This window comes from Williamsia sp. (assembly GCF_016462415.1).
Lineage (GTDB): Bacteria > Actinomycetota > Actinomycetes > Mycobacteriales > Mycobacteriaceae > Williamsia_A.
Window position 1 is genome coordinate 17342 of the sequence record NZ_JAEMTF010000029.1, and the last position, 24822, is coordinate 42163.

General features: G+C 67.0%; 21 protein-coding genes. 12 read left to right on the forward strand and 9 right to left on the reverse strand.

The window, feature by feature from the left end; all coding sequences use genetic code 11:
* Position 1 precedes the first annotated feature (1 nt).
* From JHC79_RS09605 to JHC79_RS09625, 5 genes are all read left to right on the forward strand, one after another.
* Complete coding sequence (locus tag JHC79_RS09605) at positions 2 to 1270, forward strand: acyltransferase (protein ID WP_296390028.1); 1269 nt, start codon at positions 2 to 4, stop codon at positions 1268 to 1270.
* Positions 1271 to 1375: 105 nt separating this feature from the next.
* Entirely contained in the window at positions 1376 to 2875 is a 1500-nt protein-coding gene (locus tag JHC79_RS09610; protein WP_296390031.1) for a cellulase family glycosylhydrolase, read from the forward strand.
* The gene (locus tag JHC79_RS09615) at positions 2872 to 4083 is read left to right on the forward strand and encodes a lipase family protein (protein ID WP_296390033.1); all 1212 of its coding nucleotides are present in this window, start codon (positions 2872 to 2874) and stop codon (positions 4081 to 4083) included. Before JHC79_RS09610 ends, JHC79_RS09615 begins: the two co-directional genes overlap by 4 nt.
* Positions 4080 to 4667: a TetR/AcrR family transcriptional regulator gene (locus JHC79_RS09620; protein ID WP_296390034.1), complete on the forward strand. Its 588-nt coding sequence runs from the start codon at positions 4080 to 4082 to the stop codon at positions 4665 to 4667. The genes JHC79_RS09615 and JHC79_RS09620 overlap by 4 nt, the downstream gene beginning before the upstream one ends.
* Positions 4668 to 5050: 383 nt before the next feature.
* Positions 5051 to 6556, forward strand: a complete 1506-nt coding sequence (locus JHC79_RS09625) for a sugar transferase (protein ID WP_296390037.1) — start codon at positions 5051 to 5053, stop codon at positions 6554 to 6556.
* 1 nt (position 6557) lies between these two features.
* On the opposite strand, the gene JHC79_RS09630 is transcribed toward JHC79_RS09625, so the two are convergent.
* Entirely contained in the window at positions 6558 to 8711 is a 2154-nt protein-coding gene (locus JHC79_RS09630; protein WP_296390039.1) for an Rv1355c family protein, read from the reverse strand.
* A 211-nt stretch (positions 8712 to 8922) separates the two neighbouring features.
* Here JHC79_RS09630 and JHC79_RS09635 point away from each other — a divergent pair, with 211 nt between their 5' ends.
* Positions 8923 to 9672, forward strand: coding sequence for a hypothetical protein (locus JHC79_RS09635; RefSeq protein ID WP_296390040.1), 750 nt, complete (start codon positions 8923 to 8925; stop codon positions 9670 to 9672).
* Positions 9673 to 9683: 11 nt separating this feature from the next.
* Here the strand turns inward: JHC79_RS09635 and JHC79_RS09640 are convergent, their stop codons facing one another.
* Positions 9684 to 10928 (reverse strand): GGDEF domain-containing protein, encoded by a 1245-nt coding sequence (locus JHC79_RS09640; RefSeq protein WP_296390042.1) that lies wholly within the window; start codon positions 10926 to 10928, stop codon positions 9684 to 9686.
* 153 nt (positions 10929 to 11081) lie between these two features.
* Entirely contained in the window at positions 11082 to 11252 is a 171-nt protein-coding gene (locus tag JHC79_RS09645) for a hypothetical protein (RefSeq protein ID WP_296390044.1), read from the reverse strand.
* Between the two features lie 195 nt (positions 11253 to 11447).
* Here JHC79_RS09645 and JHC79_RS09650 point away from each other — a divergent pair, with 195 nt between their 5' ends.
* From JHC79_RS09650 to JHC79_RS09660, 3 genes are all read left to right on the forward strand, one after another.
* Positions 11448 to 12578, forward strand: a complete 1131-nt coding sequence (locus JHC79_RS09650; protein WP_296390046.1) for an NDMA-dependent alcohol dehydrogenase — start codon at positions 11448 to 11450, stop codon at positions 12576 to 12578.
* Positions 12579 to 12638: 60 nt separating this feature from the next.
* Positions 12639 to 13463, forward strand: coding sequence for a serine hydrolase domain-containing protein (locus tag JHC79_RS09655; RefSeq protein WP_296390062.1), 825 nt, complete (start codon positions 12639 to 12641; stop codon positions 13461 to 13463).
* Between the two features lie 131 nt (positions 13464 to 13594).
* Complete coding sequence (locus JHC79_RS09660; protein ID WP_296390048.1) at positions 13595 to 14113, forward strand: DUF3145 domain-containing protein; 519 nt, start codon at positions 13595 to 13597, stop codon at positions 14111 to 14113.
* Positions 14114 to 14188: 75 nt separating this feature from the next.
* On the opposite strand, the gene JHC79_RS09665 is transcribed toward JHC79_RS09660, so the two are convergent.
* The 6 genes from JHC79_RS09665 to aceE all read right to left on the reverse strand — a co-directional run bounded on the left by JHC79_RS09665 (position 14189) and on the right by aceE (position 22592).
* Entirely contained in the window at positions 14189 to 15640 is a 1452-nt protein-coding gene (locus tag JHC79_RS09665) for a carboxyl transferase domain-containing protein (RefSeq protein WP_296390050.1), read from the reverse strand.
* Between the two features lie 55 nt (positions 15641 to 15695).
* Positions 15696 to 16961 (reverse strand): KasA/KasB family beta-ketoacyl-ACP synthase, encoded by a 1266-nt coding sequence (locus JHC79_RS09670; protein ID WP_296390052.1) that lies wholly within the window; start codon positions 16959 to 16961, stop codon positions 15696 to 15698.
* Positions 16962 to 16966: 5 nt separating this feature from the next.
* Positions 16967 to 17272 (reverse strand): meromycolate extension acyl carrier protein AcpM, encoded by a 306-nt coding sequence (acpM, locus tag JHC79_RS09675; RefSeq protein ID WP_296390054.1) that lies wholly within the window; start codon positions 17270 to 17272, stop codon positions 16967 to 16969.
* A gap of 127 nt (positions 17273 to 17399) precedes the next feature.
* On the reverse strand, positions 17400 to 18308 hold the full coding sequence (locus tag JHC79_RS09680) for an ACP S-malonyltransferase (RefSeq protein WP_296390056.1): 909 nt from the start codon (positions 18306 to 18308) through the stop codon (positions 17400 to 17402).
* 203 nt (positions 18309 to 18511) lie between these two features.
* Complete coding sequence (locus JHC79_RS09685; protein ID WP_296390064.1) at positions 18512 to 19690, reverse strand: helix-turn-helix domain-containing protein; 1179 nt, start codon at positions 19688 to 19690, stop codon at positions 18512 to 18514.
* A 181-nt stretch (positions 19691 to 19871) separates the two neighbouring features.
* Positions 19872 to 22592 carry a pyruvate dehydrogenase (acetyl-transferring), homodimeric type gene (aceE, locus tag JHC79_RS09690; protein WP_296390067.1) on the reverse strand — a complete coding sequence of 907 codons (2721 nt, stop codon included), beginning with the start codon at positions 22590 to 22592 and terminating at the stop codon, positions 19872 to 19874.
* 348 nt (positions 22593 to 22940) lie between these two features.
* Between aceE and JHC79_RS09695 the strand changes: the two genes are divergently transcribed.
* The 3 genes from JHC79_RS09695 (at position 22941) to JHC79_RS09705 (ending at position 24699) form a co-directional block, all read left to right on the forward strand.
* Positions 22941 to 23546, forward strand: a complete 606-nt coding sequence (locus tag JHC79_RS09695; protein ID WP_296390058.1) for a hypothetical protein — start codon at positions 22941 to 22943, stop codon at positions 23544 to 23546.
* Positions 23547 to 23731: 185 nt separating this feature from the next.
* Complete coding sequence (locus JHC79_RS09700) at positions 23732 to 24154, forward strand: DUF3052 domain-containing protein (RefSeq protein ID WP_296390060.1); 423 nt, start codon at positions 23732 to 23734, stop codon at positions 24152 to 24154.
* A gap of 53 nt (positions 24155 to 24207) precedes the next feature.
* Positions 24208 to 24699: a peroxiredoxin gene (locus JHC79_RS09705; RefSeq protein WP_296390069.1), complete on the forward strand. Its 492-nt coding sequence runs from the start codon at positions 24208 to 24210 to the stop codon at positions 24697 to 24699.
* The last annotated feature ends 123 nt before the right edge of the window (positions 24700 to 24822 follow it).

The following is a 24822-nucleotide window of genomic DNA, read 5'->3' on the forward strand; positions in this document are numbered from 1 at the left end:
GATGGCACATCGTGCACCCGATGCCGGACTGCCCGCACCGGCGGTGTCCGGATCGGTCACACCCGGGATCAAACCGGGCCGCATCCGCGGGCTCGACGGTCCTCGTGGATTCGCCGCGATGGCCATCCTCACCATTCATGTGACCGGCCACTACTCGCCGGACACCGCGGCCTCCGGCAAGATCCAGTTTCTCGGTCAGGCACTGATCCTGTTCTTCGCCCTGTCCGGTTTTCTGCTGTTCCTGCCCATGGTTCGAGCGCTCTTCCGCGGGGACTCGTCGCAGCCCCACGTACGTGACTATGTGATCCACCGGGCGCTGAGGATCTTTCCCGGCTACCTGGTGATCTTCCTGATCGCCAACTTCGTTCTGCAGGCGGTGTATCTGCGCAATGCCCAGACGTCGCTCGTCTCGGGTTCCACCGCAGGCACCGGCATGATGACCGAGCCCGGTGCCCTGCTGGCCAATCTCACGCTGGTGCAGACGTATCTGCCCGGGCTGATCCAGACCGGGATCAACCCGGCGTGGTCGTTGACGCTGGAGGTGGCTTTCTACATCGCCCTCCCGATCATCGGGGTGGCGATGTTCGCGCTCCGCCGGCGCACCGGTGTCAGGCCCCTGACCCTCGCCTTCGGCATGACCGGTGCCGTGCTGCTGTTGGGTGTGGTCGGCAAGGGCGTCGGCGCCTGGCTCGCGGTGCGCGAAGGGGTCAGCGATATCGGCGAACAGAATTTCGGACCGTACTGGTGCGCGGTCGTCCTGCGTAGTTTCTTGGGCGGGGCCGACGCATTCGCGTTCGGAATGGCTGCGGCCGTTGTCTTCGCGGCTGTGAGCGCCGGACTGATCGGTTCGACGACGGCTCGTCGGATACGTGTGTTCTCCATCGCGGCACTGCTGCCGGCTCTGTTCGCGATGTTGGTCCTGATCGCCCTCGGGTCGAACTACCAGGCGACGCTGATGTCGCTGGCATCGGGACTGTTCATCGTGATCGTCGTCCTCCCGATCGCCGAGGGTCGCCGATCGGTCCCGGCCGAGATACTGGACTGGCGCCCGTTCGCGTTCCTCGGTCGGATCTCCTTCAGTGTCTACCTCTGGCATTTCCCGCTGTTGTTGGCGCTGGGGAAGTGGGGATTGATGGCCGGCGACACCTGGCCCGGCCTTGTCCGAAATCTCGTCCTGCTGTCGATCGTGACCGTTGCGGTATCAGCGGTCACGTACCGATTCGTCGAACGTCCCGCGATCAGTTTTGCGCGAAAGATCAAAACTCACTAGCGCTCCTTCGTTATAGTGAATCGCATTAAGCGATATGCATCACACTCCCGGAACAGGCGTCGACACGGGTGTGCTGGTGTCGCGATCGTCGCTCTGGTCATCGCGATGGCGGTGGCCGGATGTACATCGGGCAGATCCTCGGGTGACGACGCGAGTTCGCCCGCGGTCGCGACCGAACTCGCCCCGCCGCAGACCCTTGCCCGCACGGGGGTGGGCGGCGGGACGTTGCTCCTCGCGTCAGACGATCGGGAACTACGTCGTTCGATGGAGGCCATGAACGACCTCGGGGTCAATCTGCTCCGACTCGACATACCCTGGCCACTCGTCGAACCCGCACGTGGCGTGTGGAACTGGGCGCCGGTGGACCGTGTCGTCGATTCCGCCGAACGCCACGGCATCGAGGTCGTCGGGATCATCGACTACACGCCGACGTGGGACTCGAAGCAGGGAGACCAGTTCTCCCAGAGGCCGTCGTCGCCGGCGGCCTATGGCCGGTATGCGGGTCAGGTGGCCCGGCACTTCGGTGGGCGGGTGACGACGTACGAGATATGGAACGAACCCAACGGAGGCTTCTTCTTCCGGCCCGGGCCCGATCCGGAGTTCTACACGCGCATGCTGAGGTCCGCCTATCGCGCCATCAAGTCCGCGAGCCCACGCAGCGTGGTGCTCGGCGGGTCGGTGGCCACCGCAGTCGACTCGGACACGACGATGAACGGACTGACGTTCCTCGAACGTGTCTACGCGGCGGGCGGGGGACCGTTCATGGATGCGGTGTCGATCCACCCGTACTCGTACCCGCAGTCGTACGCATTCGACCCGGGCAACCCGGTGTCGGCGATGCGCATGGCCGCCGACATGTACGACGTCATGCGACGCCACGGTGACGGGGGCAAACGAATCTGGGCCACCGAGGTCGGCTTCCCGGCCTCCGGGGCCTCGTCCACCGATGAACGGCGCCAGGCGGATCTGCTGGTCTCATCGGTACGTGAATGGTCCCAGTTGTCTTTCGCGGGGCCGATCATGATCCACGAACTGCGTGATCGGGCCGAAGCGGCGGGCGATCGCGAGAACACCTTCGGCCTCATCGACTTCGACTTCTCCCGGAAGTCGGCGTTCACGGCACTGAAGGCGCTGGTGGCGGACGGCGTCGACGACGACACCACCTACCGTCGGATAGTCGCGGCGGCGTCGGCGAGTTCGGTGGACCTCGGTGGACGTGTCACGCCGTGGTACCGGGACGTGTCGTCACGGGGCGTTCCCTCGATTCGTCAGGAGTTCGTCAACGGTGACGTGATCTGTACGGGCGGAGAGTGTTTCGCGTCTCCGGGGCCGGTGATGGAACTGCTCGACAAACAGGGCCACCTGCCCGCCGGTGCATTCGAGAACGGGCACCAGAAGGTCGGGGCGGTCGTGCAGACGGAGGTGTTCTATTCGCCGCGGACCGGCGCCCACCTGCTCTCCGGCGACATGCTCGGTGCATGGCGTCCCGAGTATGGTCTCCCCATGAGTGACGAACGCTCCGACAGCTCGGGGACCGTCGTACGGTGCGAACGGGCGACACTTCGAGTCAGCCGCGGCGGAACCGTCCGAGTCGAATCCGCATGACCCGATCGGTCAAGGTGATCGTGTCGGTGGTCGGTCTCGTGGTTGTCGTCGGCGTCGCCGTGGCGCTCGTCGTCGTGTGGCCGCTGATCCACGAGGACAAGGACGACCTCGACGTGACCGGGGGATCGACACCCGGATCGGTGAAGAGCGCGCAGGAGATGACCGATCTCCCCCTACCGATGCAACTGGCCCGAACCAAGGCTGCGCGCATCGAGTACGTGTCCACCGACAGGGCGGGTAAGCCGACCACGGTGAGCGGGTCGGTGTTCACCCCGGGCGGAGATGCGCCGCCCGGCGGGTGGCCGGTGGTGGCCGTCGGACACGGGACCAGCGGCATCGACAACGACTGCGCCCCGTCGCGGTCCAAGGACCTACTGGGGTTGATCGGTCTGGCCCAGGGCCTCGTCGGCGCGAAATACGCGGTGACCATCGCCGACTATCAGGGCCTCGGGATGCCGGGTGTGCACCCGTACCTCGACGCGGCGACGGCGGGACGCAACATCATCGACTCGGTCCGCGCTGTCCGCGCCCTGTACGGCAACGTCTCGACCGACTGGGGCGGATACGGGTCGTCTCAGGGAGGCGGGGCCATCTGGGCGGCGAACGAGGAGAGCGCGACCTACGCCCCGGAACTGCGTCTCGTCGGAACCGTCGACGCGGCACCGGCGGCCGATGTCGTCGGCCTCGTCGACAAGGCGCGGTCGGGAACGCTGACCGTCGATCAGGGGCCTGCAGTCCAGGCGATCATAGAATCGGCGGCGCGCACACACTCCGATATCGTTCGCGACGACTACCGCAGCGGATCGGTACGGGCGAACTGGGACGTGCTGGGGGCGTGCTCGGGCCCCCTGGTCGCCCGTCGCGACGCCGCGATCAAACAGATCGGCCGGTTCGAGCTCGCCCCGCGCGACGATGCCGCGGCGAAGCGGTTGACCGACCTACTCGAGTCCTACGCGGTACCCAAGCGCGCAGCCGCTGCACCGATGCTGGTGGTGTTCGGTGACGCCGACACGTTCATCGACCCGGCATGGACGCGCAAGGCGGTGCTGGAGGCCTGTGCACTGGGCGACACCGTGGAAGTGAGCGAGCAACCCGGTAAGGGCCACTCCGACATAGACATCTCGAACGCTCTCGACTGGCTCGTCGATCGATTCGACGGTGGATCAGCGCCGTCGGACTGTGCGAATCTGTCTCGTGTCGCGCGGTGAATGCGACCAACAGACGGGATGTCGCCAAAGCCGCCCGTCGCGAGGAGCTCTTGGCGGCCGCCGCACGGCTGATGGCCGAACGGGGTTACGCGAGCGTGCGTCTCGAGGACATCGGTGCGGCGGTGGGTGTGAGTGGTCCGGCGATGTACCGCCACTTCTCCAACAAACACGATCTGCTCGCTCAGATGCTCATCGATGTGTCGCGGCGCCTGCTCGCGGGCGGTACCGCCGTCATCGACAGTCGTGACGACCCGTCGACGGCCATCCGTCGGCTGATTGCTTTCCACGTCGATTTCGCGCTGACCGAGCCGGACCTGATCGAGGTGCAGTATCGGGATCTGTCGTCGCTCGACAACGACGCACGTCACGACGTCCGTCGGCTGCAGCGCCATTACGTCGACCTGTGGGTCGACGTAATGATGGCTCTCCTGGGCGTGCCGCGCGCGGACGCGTCCACGCGCGCGCAGGCCGTGTTCGGCCTCATCAACTCCTCCCCGCGGCTCCCGGATCTGCCGACAGAGCGGGCGCGCGCCCTGCTGGCGACGATGGCCCTCGGCGCGATGACGGTGGACCTGCCGGACTGATCGATCGCGGGTCAGGACGGTGCGGCGAATCCCAGGGAAACATCTCGTGACGGCGATGTGACACGTGGACCTCGTCGAGCCGCCACGCAAGACCAGCAGGCCGTCGAGTCCGGTGGGCTCGTCGTGGTCATGGACGGAGTGTGGTGATCTCAAGCGACGGGTTTTTGGTAACGAATGCGTGCCGGTGAACGACCTAGCCGTCAAGGACGCGAAAAGGTGAGCTGCGAGCACCGTCACATTCCCTTAGGCTTTCGAAAGAGAACCTGGGAGAAGTGGGCGGCGGCACGTCGACATCCGTGGTCCGCATTGCACCGTTTCATCGGAGATCGCACAGAGTGGTGCGCGGTTTCGCCTGGTCAGTTCGTCAGCGTGAGGAAGTCGCAGTGTCCATACCGTTCCGCGTTTCCACGTCCCGTCGCACCGCCGCGTCGTCCACCGATGCCCGCTTCGTGCAGCCGCGATCGCAGAGCTGGCTCTACCGCTACGCCGCGCGGGCCCGTTTCGTCGACCTCGTGGTCGTCCTCACCGCGGTTCTCGTCGCACTGGTCGCCCGCTTCGGTTACGACCTGAGCCACACGCTCGGGAGCTTCAGCTGGCCGGCGATCATCGCTGCACTGCTGATCGCGATGGCATGGTTCGCGATGTTGCGGGTGACGCAGAGCTCCGATCGCCGCGTACTCGGGGCCGGACCCACCGAGTACAGCCGCGTGGTCACCTCATCGGTGATGACGTTCGGGGTGTTCGCGATCGTCTGCCAGCTCCTCAACCTGAGCATCGCGCGCGGGTTCCTCGCAGTCGCCTTCCCGCTCGGCACCGTGATGCTGCTGCTCGCCCGATGGGGGATGCGGCGCCACCTGGTGGGGATGCGCAAGTCCCGCAAGTACCTCGAGCGGGTGCTGATCATGGGCGGCGTCCGATCGGCCAAGCCGATGATCGACCGTCTGCAGCAGAATCCCGAACTCGGCTATGAGGTCGTGGGCCTGTGCGTCCCGATCGGCAAGCCGTCCGACCCCGAGATCATCGAGTCGTTCGGTTACGAGATCCCCGTCTTCGGGGACTTCTCCGATGCGCGTAGCGCGGTGGCACTGTCCGGCGCCACGACCGTCGCCGTCACCTCCGCCGAGGTCCTCGGTCACTCGGCGATGCGCGAGCTGTCGTGGGATCTCGACGACATGGACGTCGAGATGCTCGTCTCTCCTGGCGTCACCGACGTCGCGGGACCGCGCATGATGGTGCGACCCGTCGCCGGCCTGCCGCTGCTCCACATCGACAAGCCGAGCTATCAGGGCGCCAACCGCTTTCTGAAGTCCGCGTTCGACCGCATCGCCACCTCGATGCTGCTGCTGATGCTCTCGCCGGTGCTGTTGGCCTGCGCGATCGCGGTGAAGGTGACCTCGCCGGGGCCGGTGTTCTACAAGGGGGAACGCATCGGCGTCGGTAACGTCGCGTTCCCGATGTGGAAGTTCCGTTCCATGGTCGTCGGTGCCGACACGCAGCGTGAACTACTGGCCGCGCAGAACCAGGGCAACGGGGTGCTGTTCAAGATCCAGGACGATCCCCGCGTCACCGGTGTCGGCAAGTTCCTGCGTCGCTACAGTCTCGACGAACTGCCGCAGCTGTTCAACGTGATGGGCGGATCGATGAGTCTGGTCGGCCCGCGTCCGCCGTTGCGCGAGGAGGTCGAGACCTACGACCACGTCGTCACCCGACGGATGCTCGTGCGACCCGGCATCACCGGGCTCTGGCAGGTCTCGGGCCGCTCGGATCTGTCCTGGGAGGAATCGGTCCGACTCGACCTGTCGTACGTCGAGAACTGGTCGATCATGCAGGACGTGCTCATCCTCTGGCGCACCGCACGTGCGGTGGTCAAGAGCGACGGGGCGTACTGAGTCATTCCGCCATGTGCGGTCGTCGCCGACTGACCGGCGGGTCGCCGACGGTACGGAAGACGCGCATCACCATGGCGATCGACGCACCGTCGTCCACCCCGAACAGCTCCCGTAGCTCGGTGTCGAGGTGGGCCAGTTCGTCCGCGCGATCCGGCGACAGGACCTCGCGATCAGTGTCATCTCGCGCGTAGAGCGAGACCGGGGTGACCGGACAGACGGACAGGCCCATCTCGGTCGCACGAACCCACATCGCCTCCGCGGCGATGCCTCCGCGGACGAGATCGGCTGACGTGTCGCCCATCTGGCAGATCGCGACGACCGCAGACCCCGATGCGACGAGGGCCTGCGTCGGCATCGCCAGAGCGGTGCCCGCGTCCCAGTCCGCGAGCAATGCCATCACGTCGGCTCGCCGGGTGACCTCGAGCATGCCCAGCCCGTTGTCGGCGACTCCCAGGGTGTCGAGGGTGAGCCCGGTCGTCGGGTCGGCATCGGAGTCGGGCCACCGGACCTCCGCCACCATCTCGGCGTGCAGGGCGGGCGTCAGGTATCGGATCCGATCGTGCGCGCCCAGGACCCCACCACACCGGATGATCTGAGCGCGGTCGGTCATCATCCGCGCGATACCGCCCGATGTACCCGTGGCCGTCCTCAGCGCGTCGATCTCCTCGGCCGTCAGCGAGGTCCCGTCACCGGGCCGTCGGTCGGTGGCCCGTCGCAGCATCGCACCCAGGAGTCCCGCGCCCTCGAGGTCGCCGCCGCTGCCGAACGAATAACGAAGGCTCAGTTCGGCTCCCGAACCGGTCACCACGAGATCCCCCGCCACCGAACGCGCCGCCGCCGCGACCTCGATGTTGTACGCCATCGCGCCGAGTGCGACCGCGCTCGCGCGGCGGCCGATGTCCCCACGTTGACCACCCTCGCGCAGGGTCACCGTCAGCCCCGCGTCGTCGAGCGACACCCGCCACGGTTGGGCGTTACCCGCCGAGGGGGCCCGTGTGCCCGCATAGACGACCGCCTCGCGGTTGGGCAGTGTGGCGAAGGTCGACGCGACGTCGTCAGCCCCCGCAGTCGATCGGACCGACGGGGCGGTGGTCGCGAGCGGATCGTCGATCGCACCGAGTTCGGCGTCGAGATCGATGCGTATCCGGCCGGAGGGCAGGGGAGATCCCAGGGCCAGCCGTCGGACCGCTGCGGCACACGTGGCGCCACCGAGCGCCACATCGCTTCCGAGCTGCGGCCAGGTCGAGATGGTTCGTCCCAGTTCCACCGCCGACGCGGCCATGCGCGCGGTCACCCGAGCGGCGTCGAGCAGCGTTATCCCCAGCGGGACCTTCTGCTGCGTGGTCAATCCGGAGAGGGCGGCGGCGTCGATCTCGCCGAGCAGGCCGTGGAACAGTGGGCGCTCACCGTCGAGGTCGAAACGCTCCACATCGAGCACTCCGCCGTCGCTCGTCTGCATGATCACCGGGACACCGCGTGCGCGCGCATGATCGCGCACGATCACTTTCGCGTCGAAGGAGTCGCATTCCTCCACCACGATGTCGAGGTCGTCGAGGAACTCGGCCACCGTTTTCTCGTCGAGGCCGCCAGGAACGATCTCGACCCTGAGGTAGGGATCGAGTTCGGCGATTCTCCGTGCGGCGACGACCGCTTTGTTGACCCCGAGGTCGAACACCGAACCGGGTACGCGGTTGAGGTTCGACAGATCGATGGTGTCGAAATCCATGAGCCGAATGGTTCCCGCGATTCCCTCGACGGCCAGGGTGTGGGCGACGGCGTGCCCGACACTGAGTCCGAGGACACCCACGGCTGTGCCCGCCAGTCGATCCTGTTCGGCAGCGGTGATCTTGTTCTGGTTCCGGTCCAGACGCAGGCGACGGAATCCCCGCGGTCCGAGCACCCGGACCAGGCTCGCCCGCCACGGGTAGTACACCCATCGCGACGATTCCGTCAGAAGATCGCCCTCGGGTGATGGGATCAGCTCGGCGAGCGAGGTCCGTTGGTCGCCCAGCGTGTCGAGGAGCGCGACGGCAGGGTCCGCCCTGATCGTCGCGAGTCGGGCGTGATGGGCGGCATCTTCTGAGTCGAGGATCTCGACGCCCACATCATTTGATCGCTTCCATCGCGTTCTCGACACGCTTTCTGTATTCGCCATCTTCAGCCCTGTCCGGTCGATGATCCACAACAATGCGCGTAACTTCGATTATGGTGCGAGCGGTCTGCGATGTGCGGTATTTCCATTGCCATCCACGACGCTTTTTCTGTCATTCCCGATTCACATCATCACAATTGATCTGATCAGATCCCGGCGGACGCTCTTTGTTCTGATCGACGTCATCGGCCAGTGCACGAGGAGGAACTGATCCATGTCCCTGACAAATCCGGATTTCGTGATCGATGGATTCCGGTCGACATCGCCGCGACTGTCCGAACCTATATCGGTCTTCGACGTCGCGAGCGGGTGCAACCTCGTCCTCGGTACTCCTCGCAGTGCCCCGGATCTGTGGATCGAGTACCTCGACGGCGCACGACGGCTCTACGCCGCGCACGGGGTGAGCGCCGCGCTCGACCACGACGAGGTGGTCCGGGGCGACACCACGACCCTCTTCTATGTGGCTGTGGACTCGTCGGGAGTGGTCCGTGGAGGCCATCGCGCGCAGGGGCCCTATCTCGATGTGCGGGACAGCCATGCGCTCGTCGAATGGGACGGCAACGAGGGTCGCGACGAGCTCATCCGCGCGATCGAGTCGCGGTTGGCGTTCGGGGTGGTGGAGATGAAGACGGCGTGGGTCGATCCGGCGGTGGGCGATCCGGGGGCGGTGTCGGCGCTGCTCGCCCGTGTCGCCATCCCGACGATGACGACGACCGGCGCGCGTTTCATCATGGCCACCGCGGCAGAACACGTCCTGCGGCGCTGGTCGAGTTCGGGTGGCCGCGTGGACAAGCGAGTCGCCGACACCCCGTACCCCGACCAGCGCTACCGCACCAGCCTCATGTGGTGGGACCGCGAGACGATGCAGCGGCTCGCCGATCCCGCGGTCTGGCGGCAGATACGCGAGGACGCGCTCGTCTGGCAGGGATTCGTCGCCGAGACGGAGAACCAGTCGGTCGCCTGAGCCCGCGTCGGTCAGCGCCCCGGTGCACCGGGGGACGACGAGTCACCGCCGACGAAGTGAATCGGGGACGACGACAGGCACACGACTCTGTCGCGGCCGGCGCTCTTGGCGACGTAGACCCAACGGTCGGCGAGGTGGGTCAGATGGTCGATGACCTGAGAGATGTTGGGCGCCCCCGCGCCCCGGCTGGACAACGGCGCCGTGACTGCCCCGATGCTCACCGTCACCGTCGACATCGACGACACGGCCAGTCGGATCCGCTCCGCTGCTGCGGCGAGCGCAGCCTGGCCACTGGTGGGGCAGAGGAGTACGAACTCCTCGCCCCCGAATCGACCGATCAGCGACCGCCCCGGCGCGGCGCGGCCGATCGCGACGACCGTGTCGACGAGCACCGAATCACCGACAGCGTGGCCGAGGCGGTCGTTGACCGCCTTGAAGTGGTCGACGTCGATCAGCAGGAACCCGATCTGATCGCCGGACTCGGCGACCTCGGCGAGCAGCTCTCTGCTGCGGGTGAGGAAACCTCGGCGGTTGAGGAGTCCGGTGAGCGGGTCGGTGTCGCCGAGCACGGCGTACCGAGCCATGGTTATCTCCAGCGAGCTGCGCAGCGCCGCCACGATGAACACCGGAACCATGACATTGGCAACGCCGGCACCGCATTTCACCAAGACCCCGGCGACTGACGACGGGTCCACGAAAGCGAGCCCCAGGGCGAGGACGACGGCGACGAGCGAGAAGGTGACGACCACCCGAGGGGTCGACGACATCGCCGATATGGCCGGGATGGCCGCGAGCAGGGTGATGATCACGCCCGCGGCGGCGGGTTCGGTGACCAGGTAGGCCGACCCCGCGATGCCGAACATCCCGATCATCCCGAACACGGCGAAGAGTCGGTCGCTCAGTCGGCCGACGATCGCCGTCGTGGAGAAGACGATCAAGGTGAACACCCAGATCGCGCCCAGGTAGGGCCATCCGCCGGCGCGGATGATGCCGGGTGAGATGAAGGCGAGCAGGGGGAGCGGGAGCGCTCCGCTCGTACTGAGGAGCACTGCTGCCGAGCGCGCATCGAAGTGCGCGACGATCCCGGACGTCCGACGGCCGGGACGCACGGCCGACGTCACCGGTCGGTCGGACGTCTCGGCGGCCCGCCGATGCGGCGTGGCGGACCACCGGGTCCGGGAGGATTCGTCGGACACCGACGGGGCCGCGCCGGGCGCATCGAGGGCGCCTCTCGGTGCCTCGGGGTCGGTGTACACCCGTTCAACTATGCCCTGTCCGAAGCGCTTCGGCAGCCGACTGGTGCGTCTGGGTTTCCTGGTGAGAGACGAGCGGGATGCGATTCCAGGTCGGCTCATCTCGCTGGGATCGCCGTTCGCCGATGACCGTCGCCGCAGCTGCGACCGTCGGGCTCATTCCGGCCACGAGTAGTCGTGTCGGTGCATCACCGCGTTGCACCGCAGGCACACCCAGATGCGTTGCGGAGGGTCGCACTGATTGTCCCAACCGACCAGCATCCGACGGATGCCGAGACGGTGCCCGCGCGGACACCGGGACGGGAAACGTTCGACCAACGGGGCCATCGATCCACCTCGAACTCGGCCCGCGACGAGTACGACAACGCTAGCTCACGCTCAGGCGGCGACCACCCGCGCCGTGCCCGCGCGCAAACGCCGAGCACTCACTAGAACACGTTTCATTTTTGCTCGGTAGTGACTAGTGTCACGGGCAAGGTGTTGTTCGGCCGTGGGCCGAGGCAGGCGAGGAGTAGGAGTCAGATGAAGACCAAAGGTGCATTGCTCAGGAACTTCAACGAGCCGTGGGCGATCGAGGAGATCGAGATCGGGGACCCGCGCGCGAGCGAGGTCAGGATCCGGATGGAAGCGGCCGGTATGTGCCACTCCGATCATCACCTGGTCACCGGCGGTATCCCGATGGCGGGGTTCCCGGTGCTCGGCGGCCACGAAGGCGCCGGTGTTGTCGACGCCGTCGGTGAGGGTGTCACCGACTTTGCGGTCGGCGACCACGTCGTGCTGTCGTTCATCCCGTCGTGTGGCAAGTGTCCGTCGTGCCGATCCGGTCTGAGCAACCTGTGCGACTTCGGCGCCATGCTGCTCCAGGGTGAGGCCGTCTCCGACCACACCTTCCGCGTGCACACCGCGGCCGGTGAGGACGTCTACCCGATGACACTGCTCGGCACGTTCTCGCCGTACATGGTGGTGCACGAGACCTCGGTGGTGAAGATCGATCCGTCCATCCCGTTCGAGGTCGCCTGCCTCGTCGGCTGTGGAGTGCCGACGGGCTTCGGTTCGGCCACCCACAGCGCCGACGTGCAGGTCGGCGAGGACGTCGCGATCGTCGGTGTCGGTGGCGTGGGGATCTCGGCGCTGCAGGGCGCGGTCATCTCCGGTGCCCGCTACGTGTTCGCGATCGACCCGGTGGAGTGGAAGCGCGAGCAGGCCATGAAGTTCGGCGCGACACACGCCTTCGCCAGCGTCGAGGAGGCCGCGATGACCATCGCCGAGGTCACCGAAGGGGCCATGGCCAAGAAGGTCATCGTCACCGTCGGTGAGGTCCATGGCAAGGACGTCGACCTGTGGATGGGCATCACCTCGAAGGCAGGCACCTGTGTGCTGACCGGCATGGGCTCCATGATGGAGACCGATGTGACGCTCAACCTCGCGATGCTGACGCTGCTGCAGAAGAACCTGCAGGGCACCATCTTCGGTGGTTCGAGCCCCAAGCTCGACATCCCGATGCTGCTGTCGCTGTACAAGTCGGGAAAGCTCAATCTCGACGACATGGTGACGCGCCAGTACAAGCTCGAGCAGATCAACGAGGGCTACAAGGACATGCTCGACGGCAAGAACATCCGCGGGGTCATCCGCTTCACCGACGAGGATCGCTGACCCCTCGTCGTCCGGCGTGCGACGTCTCGTCCGCCGGTCGGTCGTGATCAGATGGACGACATGTCCGTACTCGATCATCTCGACGACTGGCCGGTGGACAACGTCGCCGCGGCGATCGTGCGCGACGGCTCGACCGTCGCGCACCACGGGGACCCGAACAGACGGTTCCCTCTCGCGTCGGTCAGCAAGCTGCTCACCGCCTACGCAGTCCTCGTCGCCGTCGAGGAGGAGGCCGTCGACCTGACGTCGGAGGCGGGCCCGCCCGGCGCGACCGTCGAGCACCTCCTCGCGCACGCATCCGGTCTCGCGTTCGACTCCGACGAGACGCAGGCGGGCGTGGGGGAGCAACGCATCTACTCCAACACGGGATTCGCCGTCCTCGCCGACACCGTCGCCACGGCGACCGACATCGCCTTCGCCGACTACTTCGCGCAGGCCGTGTGCGAGCCGCTGGGTCTGTCCGACACCGATCTCGACGGGCCCGCCGGCCACGGTGTGCGTTCGACGGTCACCGACCTCGCGCGTTTCGCCGCCGAACTGCTGGACCCGCAGGTGCTCGCCGCCGAGACGCTCGCCGACGCCACCTCGGTCCACTTCGCCGGTCTCGACGGTTTCGTGCCCGGGTACGGCAGACACCGCCCCAACGACTGGGGGCTCGGGTTCGAGATCCGCGCCGAGAAATCACCACACTGGACCGGGTCGACGAACTCGCCCGCGACCGTGGGCCATTTCGGTCAGTCGGGGACCTTCCTCTGGGTCGATCCGGACCTGAAGGCGGCCTGCGTCGTGCTGACCGATCGCCCATTCGGCGCCTGGGCGAAGCCGTTGTGGGCGGACTTCAACGATGCGGTCGTCGCCGCGATCCGCGCCGAACACCGGGCCTGATCACTTCGATCTCAACTGACACTGGCGCAACACGGGTCACATGAGGCACACTTGTGATCGAAGTTGTGCTATCCGCGGTGTCGCAAGGTCGTTGGGGAAGACGTTCCTCGTCGAGACCCGGAGGTAGAACAATGCGCACTCTTTCGCAGTTCGCTGACCTGACGACGGGCGTGGTCTACATCCACTCGTCGCCGACAGCGTTGTGCCCGCATGTCGAGTGGGCGTTGTCGTCGACCCTGGATGCGCGCGCCAACCTGAAGTGGTCGGCGCAGGACGCCGCGCCCGGTCTGCAGCGCGCCACCGTCGACTGGACCGGTCCGGTCGGCACGGGGTCCCGTCTGGCCAACGCACTGCGCGAGTGGTCGGCCCTGCGGTTCGAGATCACCGAGAACGCCAGCGAGGGCGTCGATGGCGAACGGTTCTGCCACGTGCCCGGTCTCGGGCTGTGGCGCGGCTCGATGAGCGCGAACGGCGACGTCATGATCGGGGAGCTCCAGCTGCGCGCCCTGATGGACTCTCAGCCCGACAGCGCCGGCCTCGCCGGACGACTCGACGCCGCTCTGGGAACCGCGTGGGACGAGGCCCTTGAGGCGTTCCGCATGGGCGGTGCCGGCGCCGAGGTCACCTGGCTGCACCAGCGCGTCGGCTGACCCGACCGGTACGACGAGAAAGGCCCTGGACTCCGCGGAGTCCAGGGCCTTTCTCGTTCGAGAATCAGCTGACGGTCACAACGGGATGTTCTTGTGCCGTCCGCGTCGTGCCGGCGCCGAGGCCAGCGCCTCGGCGACGATGCTGCGGGTCTTCGCCGGATCGATGATCTCGTCGACGACACCGATGGACTGCGCACGTCCGACACCGCCGGCGATGGCCTCGTGCTCGACGGCGAGGCGTTCGTGCAGGGCCTCACGCTCGTCGTCGGCCGCAGCGGCCAGCGCCTTCTTGTGCAGGATGCCCACGGCGGCCTTGGCCCCCATGACGGCGACCTCGGAACCGGGCCATGCGAACACGGCCGTGGCGCCGAGCGCCCGCGAGTTCATCGCGATGTAGGCGCCGCCGTAGATCTTGCGGGTCACCAGCGTCACGCGGGGGACCGAGCACTCGGCGAACGCGTGGAGCAGCTTGGCCCCACGACGGACGACGCCGTCCCACTCCTGACCGACACCGGGCAGGTAGCCCGGGACGTCGGTCAGCACGATCAGCGGGATACCGAATGCGTCGCACAGGCGGACGAACCGCGCTGCCTTCTCCGCACTCAGCGAGTTGAGGCAACCACCCATGCGCAGCGGGTTGTTGGCGACCACACCGACACTCCGGCCGGACAACCGCCCGAAACCGACCACGATGTTGGGTGCGAACTTCGGCTGGATCTCCTCGAAGCTGGAGATCTCGGTCTCACCGTCGGCGGCGAGGTCGGTGTCGAGCAGACCGTGCACGACAGGGTGCACGTCGTAGGCCCGACGGTTCGACTCGGGCAGCAACGCCCTCAGGTCGGTGTCCCCGGCCTCGGCGCGCTGACGGCTGAAGTGCCCCTGCTGGCTGAACGTCCCGATCAGGCGGCGGGCACGCCACAGCGCGTCCGGCTCCGAATCGGCGGTGATGTGCGAGACGCCCGACTTCTTGCCGTGCGTCAGCGGTCCGCCGAGCGACTCCATGTCGACCTGCTCGCCGGTGACGCTGCGGACGACGTCCGGTCCGGTGACGAACACCCGACCGGCCGGCGCCATGATGACGATGTCGGTGAGGGCCGGCCCGTAGGCGGCGCCGCCGGCGGCGAAGCCGACGACCACCGAGATCTGCGGTACGTACCCCGAGGCACGCACCATGGCCTCGAACACCTTGCCGACCGCGTGCAGCGCCTCGACACCCTCGGCGAGGCGGGCCCCACCGGAGTGCCAGATGCCCACGATCGGTGCCTGCTCGGCGATGGCGGTGTCGATGGCGTTGACGATGTGCGCACACCCCACCACGCCCATGGCACCGCCCATGACGGTCCCATCGGTGCAGTAGGAGATGGTGCGCACGCCCTTCACCCGGCCGACCGCGGCCTGCACACCCGACTTGTCGCGGGTGTGCAGCAGCGACATCGAGCCCTCATCGAAGAAATTGGTCAATCGCAGCAAGGGGTCGCGTGGATCGACGGATTCCTCCTGGGAAGTGATCGGAGCCATGGTGGTCATCGATTCTCCTAACGATTTCGACAGAGTCACTGTGTGCGCGAGCGCAGCACGTGTGTCAGTAGCGCCCAAAGGCGAGCGCCACATTGTGCCCACCGAATCCGAACGAGTTGTTGATGGCGTAGTCGATTTGCCCGTACCGCGGCTCACCGGCGACGACGTCGAGATTGCACTCGGTGTCCTGGTTCTCCAAGTTGAGCGTCGGCGGGATGACCCCGTCTTCGATCGCCTTGACGGTCAGTACCGATTCCAATGCACCCACAGCCCCGATGGAGTGCCCGAGCGCAGACTTCGGTGCGTACACCGCAGCGTGCTCGCCGATTGCCGAATTGATCGCCAGCGCCTCGGCGGTGTCGCCGATCGACGTCGATGTCGCGTGCGCGTTGACGTGGGAGATGTCGCTGCTCTGCAGCCCGGCGGTCTCCAGCGCGCGACGCATCGCACGCGCGGCACCGGTTCCCTCGGGATGCGGTGCCACCAGGTGGTAGCCGTCGGACGTGATGCCGGTGCCGAGCAGACGCGCATGGATGTGCGCGCCACGAGCCCGGGCGTGGTCCTCACGTTCGATCACCATCAGAGCCGCGGCCTCGCCGAAGACGAAGCCGTCGCGGTCCTTGTCGAACGGACGCGACGCCGCCGCCGGATCGTCGTTGCGGGTGCTCATCGCACGCATCATGGCGAAGCTGGCGATCGGGACCGCGTCGATGAAGCCCTCCACGCCGCCGGTGACGACCATGTCGGCGTCGCCGAGCACGATGTGCCGCCAGGCGTGCGCGATGGCCTCCGAGCCCGACGAGCAGGCCGACACCGGGGTGATGACCCCGGCCCGGGCACCGATGTTCAGGCCGATGACCGCTGCGGGTCCGTTCGGCATGGTCATCGGCACCGCGAGCGGCGACACCTTGCGGTAGTTGCCGGTCAGGGTCATGGCGTCGTGGGCCGCGATGAGGGCGTCGCCACCACCGAGGCCGGTACCGAGAACGACCGCAAGACGGTCGTGGTCGACCTCGGGCTCGCCCGCCTGCTCCCACAACCGCTTGCTCATCACATGGGCCATGCGCTCGACATAGCTCATGCGTCGTGCCTCGACGCGTGACACCTCCTCGGTGGGGTCCTTCACCAACTTGCCGCCGATACGAACCGGCAGGTTGTACTTGGTGAGCCAGTCATCGGTGAGAGCACCGATACCGGACTCGCCGGCGATCAGGCCCTTCCAGGTGGAGTCGAGATCCTCACCCACGGACGTCGTGGCGACCATGGAGGTCACCACGACGCTGGGAAAGTTCCCCGCCGCTGTTGAGAATTCGCGAAGAGATGATGTCAATTAGTTCACTCAGCCTTCTTGTTGGAGTCCACCTGCGCCTTGATGGCTGCGGCGGCTTCCGGGTTCTCGGCCTCGAGCTTCTGGATGTACGAGACGGCGTCACCAACGGTGCGCAGGCCGGCCAGATCCTCGTCCGGGATCTTCACTCCGTACTTGTCCTCGGTCTGCACTGCGATCTCGACCATCGACAGCGAGTCGATGTCGAGGTCGTCGACGAAGGACTTGTCGACGGTGACCTCGGAGGGCTCAATACCGGTGACCTCTTCGATGATCTCCGCGATGCCGGCAATGAGTTCGTCCTGAGTCGCCACTGGGTGACTCCCTTCTGTTGTTCGTTCTTCGACTTCACATGGTTCCGGAAGCGGTGGTCTGACCACCGTTTGGACCGACGATCACGGTGTGCTCGTCCTCCGGGGGCGCCTGCGGTGTGCGGCGCCGCTATCCAAGCTCTGTGATCGCCTCGAGATCGGAGGGGGTCTTGAGGGCACGGGTCGGTGTGCCCTTCAACTCGCGCTTGGCGATACCGGTCAGCGCCCCGGCGGGGGGCAGCTCGACCAGTCCGCTGACCCCGAGCTCGCGCATCGTTGCCGAGCAGAGATCCCATCGAACCGGGTTGGTCACCTGGGCGACCAGCTTCGCGAGGGCGTCGGTGCCCGTCGTGACCGGCTTGCCGTCGAAGTTCGACAGCAGCACGCAGGTGGGGTCCTGCGGCGTGATCGACGCGGCGGCGGCGGCCACCGCGTCCTGGGCGGGCGCCATGTACCGGGTGTGGAAGGCGCCTGCGACGGACAGCTTACGGGTTCGCGCCTTCTCCGGCGGGTTGGCGATGAGCTCGTCGATCGCCTCGACCCGTCCGGCGGCCACGATCTGGCCGACCGCGTTCCGGTTGGCCGGGATCAGGTCGAGCTCGGCGAGGCGGTCGAGCACCTGCTGCTCGTCGCCGCCGAGGACCGCGGCCATGGTGGTGGGTTCGAGCGCGCAGGCCTTGGCCATCTCGGCGCCTCGGATGGCAGCCAGGGAGACGGCCTCGTCACGACTGATGACGCCGGTGATCGCGGCCGCGGCCAATTCCCCGATCGAGTGGCCCGCGACGACGAGCTCCGACGGCAGGGATCCGCGCTTGACGATCTCGTCGTACGCGATGAGGGCGGACACGACGACGAGCGGCTGCGTCACCGCGGTGTCGGTGATCTCCTCGGCGGTCGCGGTGGTCCCGAGCCGCTCGAGCTGGAGGCCGGTGAGTTTCGACCACGTGGCGACCTGGTCCTGTACGCCGGGTAGCTCGAGCCACGGCTCGAGCATCCCGGGGGTCTGTGAGCCCTGTCCGGGCGCTAGCAACGAGAGCACTTGATCAGAGAACACCCTGTGGGCTCGTCGTGTGGGTGTTGGTGGGGCCGAACCTTGCGCCGAGCTTTTGTGCGGTTCCTACAAACGGCTGTCTGCACGTATCCCGTTTGTCACCGTATCGAGACTCGTGATAGTGAACAGTCGAAACCGGGGCTCAATAGGAGGTTCACCAGAAAAACCGAAACCAGTGTGACGCATGGGACTCATGTATGCGGTTCGTGTCGAACCTGTGCCAGACGTCCAACCGTCGAAGCCACCCGCAGGACGTACGCGTCGCGCGGATTCATGGGGTCCCGGCCGGTCACCTCGGCTATCCGCTTTAGTCGATATCTCACAGTATTTGGGTGAACGAACAGTTCCCGTGCGCACGATTCGACCGATCCGCCGGAATCCAGGTACGCGTCGAGCGTGGTCGTCAGGGTGGCCCCGCCCTTGGCCAAGGGGATCACCAGGAAGTCGTTGAGCGTCGTGACGGCGGCGGAGTCGCCGAGCAGCGCGCGTTCGGGGAGCAGCTCCCAGCTGTGCACCGGACGTGGTGCCCCCGGCCAGCCGGCCACCGCGTCCATGCCCGCCAGGGCCTCCACGGCACTCGAATGGGCCGCGCCGAGGTTGGCGGTGGTGTGCCCGATGACGACCGGCGCGTCCGCGAAATGGGTCAGCAGTTTCGCCACGAAGGGATCACTCGCGTCCATCTGCCCGCTGACGATGGCGACCAGGTGCGTTCCCTGCACGACCGACAGCGCCGACCGTTCGTGTTGGCGGGCGGTGGTGTGGATGGCGAGCGGGACCGACACGTTGAGTTCGGGTGGTGGGTACCCGACGACGACCGTCGCGGACGCATCGGCGTCCCAGTTGAGGGCCGCGGCGCGCGACAGCAGAGTCGGGCCGCTGTCGCCGCGGACCACCGCGTCGACGACGAGGGCCTCGAGCCGTGAGTCCCATGCGCCACGGGACTCGGCCGCCGAGGCGTAGATGGCCGCGGCGGCGAAGCCGATCTCGCGGCCGTAACGCAGGACCGACTCGGTGAGCGCCCGCAGCTGCGCGTCGTTGCGGGCGAGCAGTGGGAGCCACTTCTCGAAGAACTCCATCGCCACGCGGACCATCTCGACCGACTGCAGCAGACTGATCCGGCGCGCCAGATCCTGGGGCACGACCTGGAACGCGGTCACGGTGAACTTCACGTTGCCGTCGGGATCCTGCAACCACTCGACGAAGTTGACCACCGCGGTCTGCACGACCAGCTGCACGCTGGCGCGCTGACCGGCCTCGAGATCGGCGAAGTAGGGGAGTTGGTCCTGCATCGAGTGCACGGCCTCGGTGGCCAGCCGACCGCTGTACTGCTTGACGCGCCGCAACAACGTGTCCGGCAGGGCGTCGTGCATGTTGGCCGGAGCCGGCACGCGCGCGCCCCGCGCGCTGAACAGGTCACCGGGGTTCTGTTCGGGCACGTGGGGGCTGTCGGTCACCTGATCACTGTAGGTGCTCGACGTGCGGGGATCCGCCGATCGCCCCGCACCGCGCCACCGCATGAGCTGCGGCGCGGTGTGGGACGACGGTGATCGATCAGGACACGCCCGGATCCGACGTCTGCTCCGGCGCCGCGAGGACGTCGGTGATGTCGTACCGGTCGGCGGCCTTCGCGGCGACGGAGAACTCGATGTGTCCCTCCCGAGCGAGGGCCGCCAGCACGCCGACAGCGATCGACTCGGCGTCGACGTTGAAGAACCGGCGCGCGGCCGGACGGGTGTCGGAGAACCCGAACCCGTCGGTACCCAGGGTCAGATAGGTGCCGGGCACCCACGCGCGGATCAGCTCGGGCAGCCCACGCATGAAATCGCTGACCGCCACGAACGGTCCCTGCGCAGAGGACAGGGCCGAGGTGACGAACGGCTGCTCGTGCTCGCCGTCCGGATCACGGAGCGATGCCTTCTCGTAGGCGACACCGTCGCGGGTGAGTTCACCCCACGACGTCACCGACCAGATGTCGGCCGCGACGTCCCAGTCCTGGGCGAGCAGTTCCTGCGCCCGGATCGCGTCGGTCATCGTGACGCCCGAGACCAGGATGTTCGCCGGGTACTGCTTCTTCTCGGGTGCGGTGTGGCACTTGTAGATGCCCTTGAGCACACCGGTGACGTCGAGGTCCTCGGGCTGCGCCGGCTGCGAGATCGGCTCGTTGTAGACGGTGATGTAGTAGTAGATGTTCTCCGGGTCGTCGCCGTACATCCGCCCCAGCCCGTCGACGATGATGTGCGCCATCTCGTAGGCGTAGGCCGGGTCGTAGGCCACCACCGCCGGGTTCGTCGACGCGAGCACCAGCGAGTGCCCGTCGGCGTGTTGCAGACCCTCGCCGGTCAGCGTCGTCCGACCCGCGGTCGCACCGATCACGAACCCGCGCGCCATCTGATCGGCCGCGGCCCACAGGCCGTCGCCGGTCCGTTGGAAGCCGAACATCGAATAGAAGATGTAGAGCGGGATCATCGGCTCGTCGTGGGTCGCGTACGAGGTCCCGACCGCCGTGAACGATGCGGTCGAGCCGGCCTCGTTGATCCCCTCGTGCAGGATCTGACCGATCTCACTCTCCTTGTAGGCGAGCATCAGCTCGGCGTCGACCGAGGTGTAGAGCTGACCGTTGCGGTTGTAGATCTTCAGCGACGGGAACCACGAGTCCATACCGAAGGTGCGGGCCTCGTCCGGGATGATCGGCACGACGCGCTTGCCGACCTCCTTGTCGCGCATCAGTTCCTTGAAGATGCGCACGAGCGCCATCGTCGAGGCGACCTGCTGCTTGCCCGAACCCTTGGCCATGGCCTTGATGACACCGTCGGTCGCCGGCTTGAGCGTCTTGCTCTTCGTCCGTCGGACGGGCAGGAATCCGCCGAGGGTCTTGCGCCGGTCGAGCATGTACTGGATCTCCGGTGCATCCGCGCCGGGGTGGTAGTACGGCGGCAGATACGGGTCTTTCTCGAGCTGCTCGTCGGTGATCGGGATACGGCAGCTGTCGCGGAAGTCCTTGAGGTCGTCGAGCGTCAGCTTCTTCATCTGGTGCGTCGCGTTGCGGCCCTCGAAGTGCTTGCCGAGGGTGTAGCCCTTGATGGTGTGCGCCAGGATCACCGTCGGCTGCCCCTTGTGGGCCATCGCCGAGGCGTACGCGGCATGAACCTTGCGGTAGTCGTGGCCGCCGCGCTTGAGCTTCCAGATGTCGTCATCGGAGATGTCCTTGACCAGTTCCTTCGTGCGCGGATCGCGCCCGAAGAAGTGTTCGCGGACGAACGCGCCGTCGTTGGCCTTGTACCCCTGGAAGTCGCCGTCGGGCGTGGTGTTCATCAGGTTCACCAGGGCGCCGTCGCGGTCGGCGTGCAGGAGGGCATCCCATTCGCGGCCCCAGACGACCTTGATCACGTTCCAGCCCGCGCCGCGGAAGAACGACTCCAGCTCCTGGATGATCTTGCCGTTGCCGCGGACGGGACCGTCGAGACGCTGCAGGTTGCAGTTGATGACGAAGGTCAGGTTGTCGAGACCCTCGGTGGCCGCCACGTGGGCGAGGCCGCGCGATTCGGGTTCGTCCATCTCACCGTCGCCGAGGAACGCCCACACGTGCTGGTCGGAGGTGTCCTTGATGCCGCGGTCGTTGAGGTAGTGGTTGAACCGCGCCTGGTAGATGGCGTTCATCGGTCCGAGGCCCATCGAGACGGTGGGGAACTGCCAGAACTCGGGCATGAGCCGCGGGTGCGGATACGACGGCAGGCCGCCGCCCTCGCCTGCGTGGCTGTGTTCCTGACGGAACCCGTCCATGCGGTGTTCGTCGATCCGGCCCTCGAGGTAGGCGCGCGCGTAGATGCCGGGGGAGGCGTGGCCCTGGATGAAGATCTGGTCGCCGCCGCCGGAGTGGTCCTGGCCGCGGAAGAAGTGGTTGAAGCCGACCTCGTAGAGCGCCGCCGAGGAGGCGTAGGTGGAGATGTGCCCGCCGACGCCGACGCCCGGTCGCTGGGCGCGGTGCACCATGATCGCGGCGTTCCAGCGGATGAACGCCCGGAATCGACGTTCGACGTCCTCGTCACCGGGGAACCACGGCTCGTTCTCGGTCGGGATGGTGTTCACGTAGTCGGTCGAGGTCAACGACGGGATCGACACGCGCTTCTCGCTGGCGCGTTCGAGCAGTCGCAGCATGAGGTAGCGCGCGCGTCCCGGACCGGCGTTCTCCAACAGCCCGTCGAAGGACTCCAACCACTCGTCGGTCTCCTGCGGATCGATGTCGGGTAGGTAGGACGCCACGCCTTCGCGGATGACGCGGACCCGGTCGGTGCCCGAGGAGCGGTCCTTGCCGCTGCCGCCGCGTGCTTCCTGCGTGCTCTGCTCTGTCACTGGTGGATAACTCCTCGTGTCGACCGGCATGTTGTGGCCGGAACCTGATCGGCTCACCGAGAGCGGAATGTGCGTCCGCGTCGGTGCGACCCCGAACCCGGCATGGTGGCGCCGGAGCGAGGTACGTCACCAATCGTGCCGTATGTGATCTCCGATTGGCACCGCAGCGGTCAACTAGGTGCGATAGGTCTCCTCCAGCGGGTGCTCAGCGGCGTGTCGGACTCGGCTGACGTGTTGGTCCGCCTGTGTCGGCTGAGGCACTATTCATCTGTGAAGGGTCAGAGCGCGGGCGCGTCGGCGCGCACGCATCACGCGGTCGGCGCGCTGATGATGGGCACGCTGCTCTGCCTGGCGACGGGGTGCACCTCCGCCGTGGACGGGTCCGGCCGGGTCGACGCGGTCGCGGCCGGCCAGTACCGCGCCGATCAGTCCTCGAGTGCGGCCCGCAGCAGTCAGGCCGCGACGTCGGAGGCCGAGTACAGTCTGTGCGCGACGGTCTCCACCTCCGCGGTGTCGATGCTGCGTACCTACAACGCGTTCGTCGCCGCCCTGAACTCGAAGCAGGACTATGCAGATCTCGGGGGAGTCGACCGGCGGGCGGTCGATGAGTTCGCCCGCGGCTCAGGGGCTATCACCGACGCGCTGACCGGTGAGGTGTCCGACGGAGTCCGTGCGCCGGCCCAGGCGTTCGTCGACCGTACAGCTGCGTTGTCGCGAGCGGTCGGCACCAGGACGCGGGCGCCGCTCAACGCCGCATCGACTGCCTGGATCCGCGCCCGCGACGCCATCCTCGATTCCTGCGGCCCGTACGCGGCATCGAGTTCCTCCGCCACGCCCGCGGTTCCGGCGTCGCCGTCCGGCTCGCCGGGAGGATGAACGCCTTCGGTGGGTCCGATATCGGGCTCACCGGCCACGACGCCGTCCGACACCCGCGCGGGATCGGCGACTCGGCTTGCAACTTGGCCGCACACGCTGTTCTCTAGTACCAATCGGCCGATTTCCCATCGGGACGTCGGCGCACGACATGTTCGGTCGGGAAACCTATGAGGAGGTCGCACGCGTTGGTTGCCGCTGCGGATGGTAATCGCGCCGAGAAGCTCGGATTCACGCCGGGCATGGTGGTGCAGGAGCTCGGGTGGGACGAGGACACCGATGACGACCTCCGCGTCGACATCGAGGATCGCGTCGGCGCCGAGATGCTCGACGAGGACTCCGATGAGGTCATCGATGTCGTCGTCCTCTGGTGGCGCGATGACGACGGCGATCTCGTGGACGCCCTGATGGATGCCATCGGACCGCTCGCCGACGACGGATACGTCTGGGTGTTCTCCCCCAAGACGGGCACGTCGGGATATGTCGACCCGGCCGAGATCGCGGAGTCCGCGCCGACGGCGGGACTCACCCAGACCTCGGTCATCAGCCTGGGGGATTGGTCCGGATCGCGCTTGGTGCAACCCAAGTCGCGGTCGGCGAAGCGCGCGTGATCGACTCCTCCGCCACCGGTGCGGGATCGCTCGACCAGATGGCTCGCGTGGCGATGGACTCCCCGGCCGCCACTCCGTCGCGACCGCTACCGCCCGGCTCGATCGCGCCGGACTTCGAGCTCCGCGACCAGAACAACCAGCGCGTGAGCCTGCAGGCGGCACGCGCCACCAAGAAGGTCCTCGTGGTCTTCTTCCCGCTCGCCTTCACCGGTACCTGCGAGGGCGAACTCGCCATCCTGCGTGACCGTCTCCCCGATTTCGAGACCGACCGGACCACCCTGGCGGCCATCTCGGTCGGTCCGCCCCCGACGCACAAGATCTGGTCGTCGGCGCAGGGATTCCTGTTCCCGATCCTGTCGGACTTCTGGCCGCACGGGGTGACCGCGATGAACTACGGGGTGTTCAACGCGCGGGCCGGGTACGCCAATCGCGGCACGTTCGTCGTCGGTCAGGACGGCATCATCACCTTCTCCGACGTGGTCGGGCCCGGGGAGGCACGCGACGACACGCTCTGGGAGCGGGCTCTCACCGCTCTGCACTCGTAGCGGACCCACTCGGGCGATTTTCGCGTCGCCCGGTGGCGCGATAGATTCTTGTCTGCATCGGCGCCGTGGCGCGCCATCAGCGCGTATAGCTCAGTGGTTAGAGCTCTGGTCTTACACACCAGC